Consider the following 14,966-nt stretch of genomic DNA (forward strand, 5'->3'; position numbering starts at 1 on the left):
GCATCTCCCCGCGGCGCGGTGCATGCGTGAGCTTGCCTGTCACCCCGGCTTCACGACGCAGGCATGCGGGCTTGCCGCGCCGCAATCCAGCGATCCAACTGGTTGGCGAAAGCTTGCCGGTCCCGTGCGTGGAAGGCGGCCGGTCCGCCGGTCTGCACGCCGGCGCCGCGCAGTTCGTCCATGAAGTTGCGCATCGACAGGCGCTCGGCGATGTTGCCGGCGGTGTAGCGCTCGCCGCGCGGGTTGACCGCGTCGACGCCACGTTCGAGCACGCGTGCGGCCAGTGGGATGTCCTGGGTGACGACCAGGTCGCCGGGCTGGGCGCGCTCGACGATGGCGTCGTCGGCCACGTCGTAGCCGCCCTGCACCTGCAAGGCGCGTATGTGGCGCGAGGGCGGGGTGCGCAGCCACTGGTTGGCGACCAGGGTGAGCGGGATCTGCGCGCGCTCGGCGGCGCGGAACAGGATTTCCTTGATCGCCATCGGGCAGGCATCGGCGTCCACCCAGATGCGGGGGGCGTTCGATGCCGGGTCGGTCATTGCGGCGTGTCCTGGCCCGGCTTGGCGTCGGCCTTGGCCGCTTCGCGTTCGGCGCGCTTCCGGGCGTCCTTCTCGTCCTGCTTCTTCTTCTTGGCGAGTTCGCGCTGGCGTTTTTCGAATGAATAGTTGGGCTTGGCCATGAATCACCGGCAGGGGATAGGCCGGGTAGTGTACGGAAACATGGGCCGGCGGGCTTGAACGCGAGGCGACGGGGAGCCGGGGCGGGATGCGTTTGCCGTGCATGGACCCGCGCCCCTGCCAGTCAGGCCACCGGCCGGCCCTCGGCGTCCACCACCAGCCTTGCACGACGCTGGCCGTAGTAGAAGGTCGCGCGGTAGCGGCCCGCATCCTCGCCGGTGCCGCGTTCGCACAGCAGGGTGATTTTCCCGTCGTCCATCAGTTTGCGGAACTCGGCCACATCGAGTTCCAGTGCGCGCGCGACCAGGGCGCCGTCGATTTCGACCGAAGGATTCATGGCATTCAGGAGGGCGGTGGTGTGGAGCGTGCCGCAGGCGCGCCCGCGCGGCCTTGACCCAGATCAGGCGCGGACGCCTGTCGGGTGATCGGACAGAACGCCGTGCCGAACAGGCGGGGTGTCGTCACGCCACCGTCACATCAACAGGCAGTCGATGCCGTCCAGCGCGATGTGGATGAGCAGGCCGATGCCGAACCAGCGCGTGCGACGCGGCAGGGCCAGCGCGCCGTAGGCGGCGATCGCCGGCCAGGTATGCAGCGGGTGGAAGCCGAGGCTGCAACGCCCGGGTGCGTAGATTGGATCGGCCAGCAGGTGATCCAGGTCGATCACCCAGCCGGCCAGCATCCACAGCGCGGCGCGCTGCCATGCCTTAGGCCAGAACAGGCGCGCGGCGGCGACGGGCACCGCCACGTGCAGCAGCAGGTGGAGCAGCGGTCGGATTTCGGCTTCTGGCACGGGCTTGGCTCCGGGGGAGCTAACATTCTCGCCTGTCTTCGCGTGCCTTGAACCCGGCCAACGAGACTGCGCCCGGTTCGCCGCCGGGAACCATCCTCCGCCACGCAGGAGAACCCCCCTGTCCCTCGTCAAGCCGATCACGCCGCATCTGTGCTTCGACGAGCAGGCCAGGGAGGCCGGCCTGCCTACCGGCGGGTATAGCTGGCGTTGCCCAGCCCGGTGCCGATGGTCAGCACGCCCCAGCGCCTGGCCTTGCGCATCCGCAGGCGTTCGCTGAGTCCCTGCACGACGGCGTCGTTGTGCATCACCACCAGCGGGATCCTGCCGCCGACGGGATCCAGGCGGCGGGTCAGTTCGCGCGGCAGGTTGAACGGGATTTCCCAGTCTCCCGGCAGGTTCTGCGCGCCCTGCGGGATGCCGCCGTCCTCCTCGATCCGGCCTGGGCAGGCCACGCCGACGAAGGGCGCCAGGCGGATGCCGAGCGTGCGCGCCTGCGCGATCAGTCCATTGAGCATCGCCGCCAGCCGTGCGATCGCCTCGCCGCGATTGGGCTCGTCGTCGGCGTGGCGCCATTGCAGCCGTTCGATCACGCGCGCCTTGCCGCCTTCCGCGTCATCGGCCAGGCGGTGTTCGACGATGCCGCAGCGGAGGTTGGTCCCGCCCACGTCGACGGCCAGGAAGGCGTCATGGCGGCGATGCGCCTGCCGTGGCAGCAGCGGCAGCCAGCCGAGCAGGCCGCCCTCGTCGCTGTCGTGCCGCAATACGTGCAGGTCGAGATCGACCCTGGCGATCTTCAACAGCCGCATCGCGCGCCGGATCGCCAAACCGCCGATTTCGCTGTCGGGAAAGCCGCCGCCCAGCACCACCCGCTCCACGCCCTCCCATTCGGGCTGGGCGAGGAAACACTGCAGCACATGCACCAGGCGACGCGCGTATTCCTCGATCACCAGGTGCATCAGGTGCGCCGCATCCGGATCGCCGCCGACCAGCACCAGGTCCATTTCCTTCTTGCCCAGTTCCCTGGCCGGGGACTTGCCGAACGGATCCTTGCCGGTGCGCTGCTCCCGGCGCGCGGTATCCAGCAGGGTGCGGAACGCGGTCTGGCTGGCGCGGTCGCCCAGGAAACCATCGCCCTCCGGATCCGCGATGGCCAGGTTGTAGTTGTCGATCGACAGGCCGGGCAGCCGCGTGGCGCCATGCCGGCCGCGATCGTCCCCGGCATGCCGGGAGGAGGAAGGTTTGGCCATGTTTCGCGGTTCGCCGGGAAGAATGTCCAAGCTAGCGGGCGGCAAGTGATTGCCGGGTGCACGCGTGGTCGTCCCGGCGGACGACGACGGGACTCGAAGCGAACACGCCGTCGCGCTAGAGTGCCGCCTTTCCGCCTGCCTGGAATCCCATGAACGCCATCGAACGCTTCCATCCCATCGGCACTCCCGGCCAGCCCTGGGGCGCGGCGGAGAAAGCCGAATGGCGCGCGAGCCTGCGCGTGCGGCGCAGCCATGCGGACGACGTGGTGGCGGCGATCGACCGGCTGCGCGATCGCTTCGACGTGCAGCGCTACGGCGAACTGGACTACGGCGACGACGGCAGGTATCCGCTGCTGGCCGTGCGCAGCCGTGGCTGGGACGACGCGCTGCCGGTCATGCTGGTGACCGGCGGCGTGCACGGCTACGAGACCAGCGGCGTGCATGGTGCGCTGCAGTTCCTCGACACGCGCGCCGGCGACCCTGCCGGCAGGGCCAACCTGCTGGTCGTGCCCTGCGTCAGTCCCTGGGGCTACGAGCGCATCCACCGCTGGAACGCCGATGCCGTCGATCCGAACCGCTCCTTCCGCCAGCCGAGCCCGGCGCAGGAATCGGCCGCGCTGATGGCGCTGGTCGCGCCGCTGCACGGCCGCGTGCTGATGCACATCGACCTGCACGAGACCACCGACAGCGACGAGAGCGAATTCCGCCCGGCGCTGGCCGCGCGCGACGGCAAGCCGTTCGTGCCGGGCGAAATCCCCGATGGCTTCTACCTGGTCGACGATACGGACAACCCGCAGCCGGCCTTCCAGCAGGCGATCATCGATGCGGTGGCGCAGGTCACCCACATCGCGCCGGCCGATGCCAACGGCGAGATCATCGGCTCGCCGGTGGTCGCGCCGGGCGTCATCCGCTATGCGTTCAAACCGCTTGGCCTGTGCGCCGGCATCAGCGGGGCGCGCTACACCACCACCACCGAGGTCTATCCCGACAGCCCGAAGGCGACGCCGGCGCAGTGCAACCAGGCGCAGGTCGCCGCGGTGTGCGCGGCCATCGACTACGCGCTGGCGCACCGCTGAGGCGCACCGGATCCGCTCAACGGACGTGCACCATCCACTGGCGGAGGATGGCCTGCAGCCGGTCGCGCCACGCTCCCACCGAACCGGGTTCGGCGAAGTCGATGCAGGCGCGGTCCGGGCCCAGCCACTTGAGCAGGCCTACGGGATCGGCAATGGCGCCGGCGGGCAGGGGCTGCCGGTTCTTCGCGCCCAGGTGCAGGATCAGTTGAAGCGGCGGCTTGCCGTTGAGCCGCATCGTGGCGAAGTGCTCGCCCAGGTGGAAGCTGGGCGCGTTCCATTTGATCGCCTCGCCGATGGCCGGGTCCGTTTCCAGGATGAGCCGCCTCAGCGCGCGGATGTCGTCCAGCCGCGGGTGGTCGAGGCCGGCCAGGTAGGCTTCGACGGCAGCGGTGCCGGTGTTGCCGCGGGTGGATGGCATGGGGAACCTCGCGCGGGTGAAGGCGGCAGGCGCGCCGGGGTCGCGGAATTTGCCGGCGCCCATGCGGCCGGCCGGATGTTGCCAGCCGCGCCTGGCCGCCGGCAAGCGTTGCCCGCAAGGCGACCGACGGGGGGAGGCGACGGGGCATGCGCGGCAAACGCGCTAGCATGCCGGCTCGGCACGTCTCCGGAGCCCGCCATGACCACGCCATCGCGCAAGACCGCCCGCGATTTCCATCCCGAGGTGCTGGAACTGTTCGACAGGTACGTCCACGGCCTCATCGACCGGCGCGGTTTCCTGAGCGGCGCGGCGCGCTTCGCGGTGGGCGCGACGACCGCGGCCGGCCTGCTGGCGGCGTTGAGCCCGCAGTTCGCGCAGGCGCAGCAGGTCAAGCCCGAGGACGCGCGGTTGCGGGCCGGGCACGTGGAATTCGACTCGCCGCAGGGCCACGGCCGCGGTCGCGGCTACCTGGTGCGGCCGGCGCAGGCCGCCGGTCCCTTGCCGCTGGTGCTGGTGGTGCACGAGAACCGCGGGCTCAATCCGCACATCGAGGACGTGGCGCGCCGCATCGCGCTGGAAGGCTACATCGCCTTCGCGCCGGACGCGCTGTTCCCGCTGGGCGGCTATCCGGGCGACGAGGATGCCGCGCGCGCGCTGTTCGGCAAGCTCGATCAGGACAGGACGCGGCAGGACTTCATCGCCGCCGCGCGCTGGCTGCAGGGCGTGGAGGGCGGCAACGGGCGGCTGGGCGTGGTCGGCTTCTGCTACGGCGGCGGCATGGCCAACTACCTGGCCACGCAGCTACCGGAACTGGCGGCCGCGGTGCCGTTCTACGGCAGCGCCGCGCCGCTGGAGGACGTGCCGCGGATCAGGGCCGAGTTGCTGGTCGTGCTGGCGTCCAGCGACGAGCGGATCAACGCGCAGTGGCCGGCCTACGAGGCGGCGCTGAAGGCGGCAGGGGTGACCCATGCGCTCTACCAGCCGGCCGACACGCTGCACGGTTTCAACAACGACACCACGCCACGCTACGACGCGACCGCGGCCGCCGAGGCATGGGCGCGGATGCTGGTGCTGTTCGCCAGGACGCTGCGGCAAGGAACGGGGCAGGGATGAGCATTGCCCTGCGTTGCCGGTGCGGGCAGGTCCGCGGCGAAGTGGCGGCGGCGCGCAGCTATGCGCGCCTGGTCTGCCATTGCCGCTACTGCCAGGCCTATGCGCGCTTCCTCGGCCGGACCGATGTGGTGGATGCGTGGGGCGGTACGGACATCGTCGCGATGCCGCCCTCGGCGGTGCGGTTGACGGCCGGCGCCGACCGGCTCGCCTGCGTCTGCCTGAGCGGGAAGGGACCGCTGCGCTGGTACGCGGCCTGCTGCCGGACGCCTCTGGCCAACACCGCGCGCGAAGCCAGCCTGCCGTATGCGGGCATCGTCGTCGCCTGCCTCGATGCGCCATCCGCATCGATCGATGCGGCCTTCGGCGCGGCGCGCGCGGTGCTCAATGTCGCTTCCGCAACCGCACCCGTGCGCAGGACGCCGCTGGCCACCGCGCTGGCCGGCATGCGCCTGCTGGCCCGCCTTCTTGCGGCGCGGCTGCGCGGCGATCGCGTTTCCCCGTTCTTCGACGAGAAGACGGGCCTGCCGGTATGCGCGCCGGAGCGCCTGGATGCCGGGCAGCGCGCCGCGCTGTTGCGCGAAACCGGCGGCCGGGAGTGATGGCGGTGCGCATGCCCGTCGGCGCGCCTGCAATGGCGCCAGCGATTCCCTTCGAACGGCCGCATGCGGGCAGTTGCCGCAAGCTCCGCTACCATGACCGCCTTGGCGCCAGCCGGCGTCCGTGAATGCTCTTGACGGAATGACCACCTCGACCCTGCTGATTGCCGTTGTGCTGCTGGCCCTGGCGGGCGGAGTGTTCGGATGGTGGCAGTGGCGCCGCCTGGCGGGCCGGGACGCGGCCGGGATTGTCGCCGCAGGCGGCCGCACCGCCGGATCGGACCTGCGCGAAGCCGCCCCCGGCGACGCCGGGGCAGCGCAGGCCGGGGGCGACATCCGCGAACTGTTCGCGCGCCTGCATGCCATCGCCTTCGACGACGCGCCGCCCGTGCCCGAAGGACGGCCCGGCAAGGAGCATGCACCGGTAATCGCCGCCGCCGGCGCGCTGCTGGCGCGCATCGAGACTCAGCCGCGCTACGCGCCGCGGCGGCCGCAGTTGCTGCCGCAGCTGATGCAGGCGGTCAACGATGCCGAGTCGTCGGGCAAGGCCATCGCCGCGATCATCGGCCAGGACCCGGCGCTGGCGGGCAACCTGCTGCGGCTGGCCAACAGCGCGTTGTACCGGGTGCAGTCGCTGCCGGTGGAAAACATCGAGCGCGCGGTGGCGCTGGTCGGCACCGACGGCATCCGCCAGCTCATCGCGGTGGCGCTGATGCAGCCGGTGATGCAGGTCGGCGACGGCGCGTTCGGCCGCTGCCCGGCGGTGATCTGGGAACACACGCTGCTGGCCGCGGTGGCGGCGGCCGAGCATGCCAGGCGGATCGAGCATGGCGATGCGTTCGCCGCGCAGATGCTGGGACTGCTGCACGGCCTGGGCGCGATCATCGTCGTGCAGGTGCTGCGCGACGAATACGCCAGGCGCCCGGAGCTCGCGCCCGATCCCGGCGTCGCGGCCGCATTGCTGGACCAGTGGGCCGCGCCGACGGCGCGCAGGGTGGCGCAGGGCTGGGAACTGTCCGCACGCATCGCGCAGGCATTGGACGACCAGCAGCGCCCGGATGCGCCGGGAGAACTCACGCCGCTGGGCCGTTCGCTGCGCTTCGGGCGCGCCGCCGGCGCGCTGGCGATGCTGCATCGCCACGGCCGCATCGAAGAGGCCGAGGCGCAGGCGTGGTTGGCCCGCCTGGACAGCCGCCACGAGGCGGTGTCGCGCATCTGGGAGCGCATCAGCCGTTCCGGCGAAGGCTGAGGGCGCCGGATACGGCACTACGCACTGCCGGCGGATGCGACCTTTCGCCGGCCTTTCAGGCTCCCGCTTCCGGGCGGGCGTGCAGCGCGACGTTCAGCTGGTCGATGGTGATGATCCAGTCCGCATCCTCGATGCGCTCCTCGCGCAGCAGCTGGGCCTGAGCGGGCGACCAGAACGGCGCTTCCTCCAGTCGCATGTCGTCCGGCAAGGGCGAATGCCCGGCGATGAACGCGCGGATGCTGGCGTCGTCCGAGGGCAGGCCGAGCTGGTCGAACAGCGAGGAGAACGGATGCACGACGGGGTTGTCCATGTCGGGACTCGCGGCGGGAGGAGGACCGAGCATAGGCCGGCCGGCGTCGTTGCCGCGTCAGCGCGGCCATGCGCAACCGCTCGCTGGCGGGCCGATGTTGCATTCGCCGCGGGCGCCCGCGTGATCCGGTGGAGGCCGTATGCGGGAGAAACATCATGGCGACCGGCTGGGCCGGCGACGGCGCGGTGCAGGAACAGATCGACGCCACCGTCGAGGATGCGATCAAGCGCGCGCGCAGCCGGCTGCCGCAGGGGCCGGGCCGCGAGCGCTGCGAGGAATGCGACGCGCCGATTCCCCCGGCCCGCCGCAAGGCGGTGCCGGGCGTCCGCCTGTGCGTGGCCTGCCAGGAAGCGCACGACGCCGACGAGCAGGCCGCCAGTGGCTACAACCGCCGCGGCAGCAAGGACAGCCAGCTGCGTTGAGGCGTCGATGAACCCGCAGGAGCAGTTGTTCCGGATGCCGGCCGAGCCGTTGCATCGGCTGTTCTTCGCCTGGCTGCCGGCGCAGGACGAGCGCCGGCGGCTGGCGGCGCTGGCGCAGGAACTGCGCGCCCGGATGCCCGCCGTGCGCTGGGTGGATCCGCGCCGCCACCACATGACGCTGCTCTATCTGGGCGAGAGCCCGGGGCCGCGCGAATCCTGGATCCGGATGGCGCGCGAGGCGGGCCGGCGGCTGCGCGCGGACGCCTTCGCCCTCGCGCCGGATCGCATCGCCGCCTTCGGCAATCCCCGGCAGCCGGCCCTCGCGCTGACCTGCGCGCAGGTGCCGCCAGCGGCCGCGGCGCTCGGCGCGGCGCTGCGCGAGGCGGCCGCACGCGCCGGCTTCACCGGACTGGCGGGGCCGCCGTTGCATCCGCACGTCACCCTCGGTTATGCGCGCGGCCCGGCAACCGTGGACGAGGCGGTGGCGGCGGTGCCGCTGGAAGTGCGCGGCTTCCATCTGCTCCACGGCATCGCCGGAGCGCCGGATTACCAGTGCCTGGGCGAGTGGCGGTTGTCGTGACGGCCGGTTGCCCGGCGGTGTTCAGGGGCCGGGCTGGGGCGCTTCGGCGTTTCCGCCCGGCAGCGCCGCGGCCGGTGGAACGCCGCGCCAGCGCCGCACGGTGCGCTGGAAGAACAGGTTGTTGGGCACCTGCAATACCGCGCCGGCATGCTGCGGGCCGGTATCCTCCAGCGTGGTGTAGATGACGTTGATGTCGATCACGCGCCCGCGCAGCCCCGGCTTGTCGCCGCCCTCGAGCAGTTCGATGTGGTCGTGCAGGCGGAACGGCCGGGTGGTGAAGATCAGCAGCGTGCAGAAGATGTTGGACAGCACGCTCCACGCGGCGAAGAACGCCACCGCGCCGACCGCGGCGAAGCCGGTGAACGCCGTCCACAGCACCGTGCCGGAAACGCCCAGGCGCTCCAGGATCAGCAGCAGCGCCGCCGCGTAGACGATGAAGCCGAGGATGCGGCGCGCGCCGATGCTCATTTCCGGCGGCAGGCTGTGCCGCGCCGACACCCGCCGCACGATCCGGCGCACCAGCGCGTGCAGCAGCCAGGCGGCCAGCAGGATCAGCAGCACCTGGCCGGTCGGCACGATGACGCCGAGCCATTCCTGCAACCACAGCGGCAGTCTTTCCTTCATCGCGTCGTCGTGCTCCTGGGCGTGGCGTCGGGTAGGGCGGTGCGGGATGCGCCGGCGGCGATTATGTCATCCGCCTCGCGTGCATGGCCGATCGCAGCGCTCGAAAACCCGTGCGCAACCTTTCCTCCACATTCTGCAAACCTTGCTGTCACCCGCATTTCATCGCGTTGCCGCTAGCGTGACGACGGAAATCCGGCACTTGCGCAATGCCTGCATGGACCGCGCCGTGGTCCTGTTCCGCCGGATCCATCGCACTCAAAGGAGATATGTCGTGAACAACGAGAACACCGCCCATACCCTCAATGATCTCATCGCCATCGCCCGCGACGGCAAGTCGTTCTACGAGGAAGCCGCGCAGAAGGTCGACGATGCCGAACTGAAGAACCTGTTCACCCGCATCGCCGGCATCAAGGGGCACCTGGTCACCGAACTGGGCGCCGTCGTGCAGGCCGCCGGCGGCACGCCGGAGGATTCCGGCACCCTGGTCGGCTCGATGCAGAAGATGTACGGCAACCTGCGCGCCACCCTGGGCGACAAGGAATACGGCTACGTCGCCCAACTGGAGGAATCGGAGGACCGCCTGATCAACGCCTTCAACGAGGTCGCGCAGGATTCGCGCACCTCCCAGGCCGCCCGAGACGTGGTCACCCGGCTGCTGCCGGAGGTACGCGCCAGCCACGACGTGATGCGCAACCGCAAGCTGGCGATGAAGAGCGCGGCTTGACCCGGAGGGCTGCGGCCCATGCGGCGTCGCCTTGCGAGCCGTTGCGAAAGAAACCGGCGGGCATTTCCCGCCGGTTTTTGTTTGGGCCGCTGACGATATCCTCGGCACGGTCAACGCACCTCGGAGTCTGGACGCCCCGCCACCCTGCCGCCATCATTCCAAGGTTGCCACAGGGGGAAACGGGGATATGCGGGACGACAGCGCGCCATCGAACGGCGAAACCAGAACGCCTTCCGGGACCGATCCCCTGTTGTCCTGCCTGCTGGCCAGCTACCGGCAGCGGGGATATGCGCCCCTGGGCATGGCGGCGGACGAGGCCACCGGCAGGTTGCGCAACGAGGCCGGCACCCTGCTGATCCGCTGCGTCTCCGCCGAGGGCGCGAGCCCGGTGGCGGCCGGCGAGGTGGTCCGGTTCCAGCGGCAGGTCGCGGCCGAGCCCGGCGCGGCCACCGGGCTGCTGGCCAGCCGGCATGGGTTCGACGACGAAGCATGGCGATTGGCGGCCGACCATCCCACGCTGCGGCTGCTCGACCGTCCCGCGCTGGAATCCATGCTGGGGCCGGTCCCCGAACTGTTCTCCGCCTCGGTGCCGCCCCCCTTGCCATTGCAGGAAGAAGCACCGGAGGCGGTGCCACCGGCTGCCCTGCGGCGATGGTTCCTGCAACGCCTGGCCGGCGGGCGGCAGCGCCCGCGCCTGGCGCTGGCGGCCGCCATCCCCCTGTTGCTGGTATTGACCGTATGGGGCTACCCGGCCTACCTGGCCTCGCAGATACGCCAGGCCCAGGCGCAGGCCGAGGCGGCCGCACGCCAGCCGCGTTTCGCCGAGCGCCCGGCGACGGCGGCGCAAGCCGAAACGGACAGCGCGAAGAAGGAGCGCCTGACCGGCGTCTGGATTCCACGCCCGATCCAGCCGTCGCCTGCATCCCCGGCCGTCCGTCCGCACCCGGCGGAAACGCAGCCGGCGCCGCAGTTCGTCGAACTGACCCGGAGCAACGTCTGGACCGAGCAGGAACTGGCCGAATGGCAGCGCCGGCAGGAAGAGTCGATCCGGGCGCTGGAGCAGGGAAACCCGTCCGTCAACGCGGGAAAGTTCTGAGTTGCCGGTTTCGATGGTCGCCAGGACGATGACAGCGTTTTACCCGAAACTGCAAAGCGCCAGGCTTGGCCTGCATCCACTGGTCGCGGAGGACGAACCGCTCTACTGCCGCATCTATACCGACGTGGACATGATGCGCCACGTGGCGGAGCCGCTTTCGGAAGAATCCGCCCGCAGGAGCTTTCGTTCCGCGCTGGCAGCCGTCACCGCGTCGCCGCCGCGGATGCTGCTCTGGAAGGCCGTGCTTCTGGACGATGCCTCGACCGTGGGCCTGATCGGATTGGTGCCGCATGCGGGTCGCCGGGCGGCGGACATCGGCGCCATGATCGAACGGCCCTGGCAGGGGCGGGGACTGGCCGGGGAGGCGTTGGCCAGCGTGCGCGACCATGCCTTTGCGGAAGGCGGATTCGCCCGGCTCGAAGGTCGGCAGGATGCCGGAAACCTGCGCTCCATCCGGCTAATGGAAAGGCTCGGTTTCACCCGCCATCCGCTTCCGGAAGGACGCATTGCCTGGCGCCTGGGGCGCCGGCACTGGCAGGCTGGAATGAAACTGCCGAATGCCTTTGCAATGGCAGCCGGCCCTGCCTAGATTAGGGATTTTGAAGGGGGGGAAGAGATGGGGACCGGCAAAGGCAGTCTTACCTGTGTCGGGATCGGCATGATGCTGGGTGCCCACATCAGCCCGCGATCGCGCGCCGCCATCGAGGGCGCCGACGTGGTGTTCGCGGCCGTTTCCGATCCGCTGGTCGAGCTCTGGTTGCAGTCGATGCGCCGGGACGTCCGCAGCCTGCAACCCTATTACCGTGAAGGAAAATCCCGCAACATCACCTATCGCCAGATGGTCGATGCGATGCTGGCGCAGGTCAGGGATGGCAAGCGGGTCTGCGGCGTGTTCTACGGGCATCCGGGCGTTTTCGCCCTGCCTCCCCACCGCGCCATCGCCCAGGCCAGGGCCGAGGGCTACGAGGCGGCGATGGAGCCTGGCATCTCCGCCGAAGACTGCCTGTACGCGGATCTGGGCATCGATCCCGGGACCTATGGCTGCCAGCACTTCGAAGCCAGCCAATTCATGTTCTACCGGCGGCGGGTGGACCCGTCCGCCTATCTCGTCCTTTGGCAGGTGGGCATCGCCGGCGATCCCACGATGAAACGCTTCTCGACCGGGCCCGGATACCGGCAGTTGCTGGTGGACCTCCTGTCGGAAACATATCCTCCGGATCATCGGCTGGTGGCCTATGAAGCTGCTACTCTCCCGATCGGGGTGCCCAGGATGGAGACCGTGAAGCTTTCCGATCTGGGGAGGGTGGACCTGCGGTTCGAGACGACGCTGGTCGTGCCGCCTTCCGAGCCGCTGATCTGCAACACCGAAATGATGGAACGCATTGCAGCATTGGAAGAATGAACGAGTCTTCGCTTGCATCACAATCAGTTCAAACCATAGGGGAGTGACAATTGATGTCGAACGTGATCCAGTTTCTCGAGAAGATGGGCGGTTCCTACCCGATGTATCGGGCCGAAGGCTACGAGGAACTCGTCAATGCGCTGGAAGTCGATGATTCGGAGCGCCAGGCGCTGTTGAGGAGGGACCGCGATTCCCTGAGCGAATTGCTGGGTGGTCGCGAGTTGATGGTGTGTGCCCTTTATCCTGCTGAAGAGCAGCCTTCCCATGAGGAAGGTGCCGAGGAAGGAGAGAGTGAAAAAGAAGACGAGCAGGATCCGGCGTCTCCGGATTGATGCTGCGGGATCTGCAATGAAGCACCCGGGTCAGGGACTGACGAGAGGATGGCTGCTTGCGGCCATCCTCTTTTGCATTCCTGTTTTTGTCCTGGCCTCGCCTCAGGTAGAAGAAAAACTTGTGCAGGCGGAAGGCATGCGCAGTTCGGAACCCGTCCGGCTGAGGCACCTGCTTGGCGAATTGCGGGATATGGAGGGGCAGGCAACTCCCCTGCAAAATGCCCGAATCCGCTACCTTCATGCGTACGCCAAGGCTTACGCTGGCGAGTACGATGAAGCCATCGGGGAGGCCCGGAAGCTTCTTGCCGAAGCAGATGACGTTGATGTCAAGGTTCGTGCAGGTGGCTTGATCGTCAATAGCCATGCGGCAACGAGGAACTTCGCCGAGGGCCTTCGCCAGTTGGAGTCGACGCTGCAGTTGGTGCCTGGCGTCAAGAGTGACGATGTCCGTTGGCATATATGGGTTGCCGCTGCCGTTCTGTACAACCAGATCGGACAGTACGAACTGGGCCTGGAGTTTTCCCGGAAACTCGAAGCGAGCCCGATAAAGCCAAGGACAAAATGTTTTGCGGGTCAATTGCGCCTTGAGGCGCTTTTGAATATTTCCGGACTTCCCGAGAAGGATTCGGAAATCACCGAAGTGATCGATTACTGCGTGGAGCAGAAGGAACTGGTCGTGGCAAACCTGACCCGGATCCTGCTTGCACGCAAATGGGCGGCCGAAGGCGACAGGCGCAAGGCGATTGCCCTGTTGCGCCGACATCTGGGCGAGGCCGAGGAAACGCGCTATCCGCGCCTGAGTGTCGAGATGCATGGCCTGCTGGCCCAATACCTGCTCGAAGAACAGCAGATCGCCGCAGCGGAAGCCCATGCGCGGCGAGTCACGAGAGAGGCTTCCGGCATCGCGTTCACCCTGCCGCTGGCGATGGCGCACAAGACGCTTTACCAGATCGCGGAGCGTCGCAACGACGTGGGGGCAATGCTGCAGCATTACCGCAATTACGCCGAAGCCGACAAGGCGTATCTCAACGACGTCAAGGCCAGGGAGATGGCCTACCAGATCGTCCGCCAGGAAACCCTGCAGAAGAGCCAGCAGATCAACCAGCTCGACCAGAAGAACCAGTTGCTGCAGCTGCAAAGCCGGCTGGACCAGCAGTCGGCGCAGAACACCCGGTTGGTGGTGCTGCTGCTGGTGGTGCTGATCGCCTCGATCGGCTACTGGGCCTTCAAGGTCAAGCGCGTGCAACTGTCGTTGAAGAAGCTGGCCGAGACCGATGCGCTGACCGGCGTGTGCAACCGCCACAACTTCACCCTCAGGGCCGAGCACAGCCTGGCGCAGTGCGCGCGCGCCGGGGAAGAGGCCGCGCTGGTCATGTTCGACCTGGATCACTTCAAGCAGATCAACGACCGCCACGGCCACCAGACCGGCGACTGGGCGCTGAAGCAGGTGACGCAGGCCTGCCAGAACTTCTGCCGCCGCATCGATGCGTTGGGGCGGCTGGGCGGCGAGGAATTCGCCTTCCTGCTGCATGGTTGCGACATGCGCAACGCGCGCAGGATGGCCGAGGATTGCCGGATGCGGATCGCCGGCATCGATACCAGGGAAACCGGCTTCGACTTCCCCATCACCGCCAGCTTCGGCGTCACCACGACGGCGGTGTCCGGCTACAGCCTGGCCAAGCTGCTGTCGCACGCCGACAAGGCGCTCTACCGCGCCAAGCACCTCGGGCGAAACCGTGTCTGCGGCACCGACGATGAGCCGATGGTGAGCGTGCTTGGCGAGGCCGGGGAGATCCCGGCGGTGCTCGCCGAGGACGCGGCGCTGGACGGTGACTACCGGGCTGCGCGGCTGGAGCGCGCCTGCTGAAGAAGGTTCCGGCGGGCGCCGCAGGGGGCCGTATCCGGTTGACCAAGCCGGCGGGTTAAGCTGGACGCCTGCCAAGGGGAGCTTGCGTGATGATCGAGCGTTTCGAAGTGGGTCCGCGGATGTCGGAGATGGCCGTCCACAACGGCGTGGTCTATCTGGCCGGGCAAATCGCCGACGACCCCGGTGAGGGCATCGTCGGCCAGACCCGGCAGGTGCTGGATGCCATCGACCGGCTGCTGGCGCAGGCCGGCAGCGACAAGAGCAAGATCCTGCGCGCGCAGATCTACCTGAAGGATACGCTGGACTTCGAGGCGATGAACCGGGTCTGGGACGCCTGGGTCGTGCCGGGCCACACCCCGCCGCGCGCCACCGTGCAGGCGTCGCTGGCCGATCCGCACTGGCTGATCGAAATCGTGGTGACCGCGGCGGTCTGAGCCTTC

The 14,966-nt window shown here is 68.9% G+C and carries 21 protein-coding genes; 13 read left to right on the forward strand and 8 right to left on the reverse strand.

What is annotated here, in order from left to right; translation table 11 throughout:
• Positions 1–50: 50 nt before the first annotated feature.
• The 5 genes from AAG688_RS07470 to AAG688_RS07490 all read right to left on the reverse strand — a co-directional run bounded on the left by AAG688_RS07470 (position 51) and on the right by AAG688_RS07490 (position 2,717).
• Entirely contained in the window at positions 51–539 is a 489-nt protein-coding gene (locus AAG688_RS07470; RefSeq protein ID WP_411834704.1) for a YaiI/YqxD family protein, read from the reverse strand.
• Positions 536–679, reverse strand: coding sequence for a hypothetical protein (locus AAG688_RS07475; RefSeq protein WP_411834705.1), 144 nt, complete (start codon positions 677–679; stop codon positions 536–538). Before AAG688_RS07475 ends, AAG688_RS07470 begins: the two co-directional genes overlap by 4 nt.
• Before the next feature lie 122 nt (positions 680–801).
• The gene (locus AAG688_RS07480; protein WP_411834706.1) at positions 802–1,014 is read right to left on the reverse strand and encodes a DUF6522 family protein; all 213 of its coding nucleotides are present in this window, start codon (positions 1,012–1,014) and stop codon (positions 802–804) included.
• 135 nt (positions 1,015–1,149) lie between these two features.
• Positions 1,150–1,470, reverse strand: coding sequence for a DUF6122 family protein (locus tag AAG688_RS07485; protein WP_411834707.1), 321 nt, complete (start codon positions 1,468–1,470; stop codon positions 1,150–1,152).
• 185 nt (positions 1,471–1,655) lie between these two features.
• Positions 1,656–2,717 (reverse strand): ROK family protein, encoded by a 1,062-nt coding sequence (locus tag AAG688_RS07490; protein ID WP_411834708.1) that lies wholly within the window; start codon positions 2,715–2,717, stop codon positions 1,656–1,658.
• Between the two features lie 149 nt (positions 2,718–2,866).
• Here AAG688_RS07490 and AAG688_RS07495 point away from each other — a divergent pair, with 149 nt between their 5' ends.
• Entirely contained in the window at positions 2,867–3,793 is a 927-nt protein-coding gene (locus AAG688_RS07495; RefSeq protein WP_411834709.1) for a M14 family metallocarboxypeptidase, read from the forward strand.
• Positions 3,794–3,809: 16 nt separating this feature from the next.
• Here the strand turns inward: AAG688_RS07495 and AAG688_RS07500 are convergent, their stop codons facing one another.
• Positions 3,810–4,211, reverse strand: coding sequence for a DUF1801 domain-containing protein (locus AAG688_RS07500; protein WP_411834710.1), 402 nt, complete (start codon positions 4,209–4,211; stop codon positions 3,810–3,812).
• A 198-nt stretch (positions 4,212–4,409) separates the two neighbouring features.
• On the opposite strand from AAG688_RS07500, the gene AAG688_RS07505 reads away from it, so the two are divergent.
• The 3 genes from AAG688_RS07505 (at position 4,410) to AAG688_RS07515 (ending at position 7,169) form a co-directional block, all read left to right on the forward strand.
• Positions 4,410–5,324 carry a dienelactone hydrolase family protein gene (locus AAG688_RS07505; RefSeq protein ID WP_411834711.1) on the forward strand — a complete coding sequence of 305 codons (915 nt, stop codon included), beginning with the start codon at positions 4,410–4,412 and terminating at the stop codon, positions 5,322–5,324.
• Positions 5,321–5,923 (forward strand): DUF6151 family protein, encoded by a 603-nt coding sequence (locus AAG688_RS07510; protein ID WP_411834712.1) that lies wholly within the window; start codon positions 5,321–5,323, stop codon positions 5,921–5,923. The genes AAG688_RS07505 and AAG688_RS07510 overlap by 4 nt, the downstream gene beginning before the upstream one ends.
• A 139-nt stretch (positions 5,924–6,062) precedes the next feature.
• Positions 6,063–7,169 carry an HDOD domain-containing protein gene (locus tag AAG688_RS07515; RefSeq protein ID WP_411834713.1) on the forward strand — a complete coding sequence of 369 codons (1,107 nt, stop codon included), beginning with the start codon at positions 6,063–6,065 and terminating at the stop codon, positions 7,167–7,169.
• Between the two features lie 55 nt (positions 7,170–7,224).
• Here the strand turns inward: AAG688_RS07515 and AAG688_RS07520 are convergent, their stop codons facing one another.
• On the reverse strand, positions 7,225–7,479 hold the full coding sequence (locus tag AAG688_RS07520; RefSeq protein WP_411834714.1) for a DUF2789 domain-containing protein: 255 nt from the start codon (positions 7,477–7,479) through the stop codon (positions 7,225–7,227).
• Between the two features lie 155 nt (positions 7,480–7,634).
• On the opposite strand from AAG688_RS07520, the gene AAG688_RS07525 reads away from it, so the two are divergent.
• Both AAG688_RS07525 and AAG688_RS07530 read left to right on the forward strand, forming a co-directional pair.
• Complete coding sequence (locus AAG688_RS07525) at positions 7,635–7,901, forward strand: DksA/TraR family C4-type zinc finger protein (RefSeq protein ID WP_411834715.1); 267 nt, start codon at positions 7,635–7,637, stop codon at positions 7,899–7,901.
• A gap of 7 nt (positions 7,902–7,908) precedes the next feature.
• Positions 7,909–8,481: a 2'-5' RNA ligase family protein gene (locus AAG688_RS07530; RefSeq protein ID WP_411834716.1), complete on the forward strand. Its 573-nt coding sequence runs from the start codon at positions 7,909–7,911 to the stop codon at positions 8,479–8,481.
• A gap of 21 nt (positions 8,482–8,502) precedes the next feature.
• Here AAG688_RS07530 and AAG688_RS07535 read toward each other — a convergent pair whose 3' ends face one another.
• Positions 8,503–9,105 (reverse strand): mechanosensitive ion channel domain-containing protein, encoded by a 603-nt coding sequence (locus AAG688_RS07535; RefSeq protein WP_411834717.1) that lies wholly within the window; start codon positions 9,103–9,105, stop codon positions 8,503–8,505.
• Positions 9,106–9,376: 271 nt separating this feature from the next.
• On the opposite strand from AAG688_RS07535, the gene AAG688_RS07540 reads away from it, so the two are divergent.
• The 7 genes from AAG688_RS07540 (at position 9,377) to AAG688_RS07570 (ending at position 14,960) form a co-directional block, all read left to right on the forward strand.
• Positions 9,377–9,829 (forward strand): PA2169 family four-helix-bundle protein, encoded by a 453-nt coding sequence (locus AAG688_RS07540; protein ID WP_411834718.1) that lies wholly within the window; start codon positions 9,377–9,379, stop codon positions 9,827–9,829.
• A gap of 250 nt (positions 9,830–10,079) precedes the next feature.
• Positions 10,080–10,925: a restriction endonuclease gene (locus tag AAG688_RS07545; RefSeq protein ID WP_411834719.1), complete on the forward strand. Its 846-nt coding sequence runs from the start codon at positions 10,080–10,082 to the stop codon at positions 10,923–10,925.
• 1 nt (position 10,926) lies between these two features.
• Positions 10,927–11,514 (forward strand): GNAT family N-acetyltransferase, encoded by a 588-nt coding sequence (locus AAG688_RS07550; protein ID WP_411834720.1) that lies wholly within the window; start codon positions 10,927–10,929, stop codon positions 11,512–11,514.
• A 27-nt stretch (positions 11,515–11,541) separates the two neighbouring features.
• Positions 11,542–12,327, forward strand: coding sequence for an SAM-dependent methyltransferase (locus AAG688_RS07555; protein WP_411834721.1), 786 nt, complete (start codon positions 11,542–11,544; stop codon positions 12,325–12,327).
• 53 nt (positions 12,328–12,380) lie between these two features.
• A complete protein-coding gene (locus AAG688_RS07560; protein ID WP_411834722.1) occupies positions 12,381–12,659 on the forward strand; it encodes a hypothetical protein in 279 nt (92 codons plus the stop codon).
• Positions 12,619–14,526 carry a diguanylate cyclase gene (locus tag AAG688_RS07565; protein ID WP_411834723.1) on the forward strand — a complete coding sequence of 636 codons (1,908 nt, stop codon included), beginning with the start codon at positions 12,619–12,621 and terminating at the stop codon, positions 14,524–14,526. Before AAG688_RS07560 ends, AAG688_RS07565 begins: the two co-directional genes overlap by 41 nt.
• A gap of 89 nt (positions 14,527–14,615) precedes the next feature.
• Entirely contained in the window at positions 14,616–14,960 is a 345-nt protein-coding gene (locus AAG688_RS07570; RefSeq protein ID WP_411834724.1) for a RidA family protein, read from the forward strand.
• The last annotated feature ends 6 nt before the right edge of the window (positions 14,961–14,966 follow it).

It is taken from the genome of Pseudoxanthomonas mexicana (assembly GCF_046736355.1).
Classification (GTDB): domain Bacteria; phylum Pseudomonadota; class Gammaproteobacteria; order Xanthomonadales; family Xanthomonadaceae; genus Pseudoxanthomonas_A; species Pseudoxanthomonas_A mexicana_B.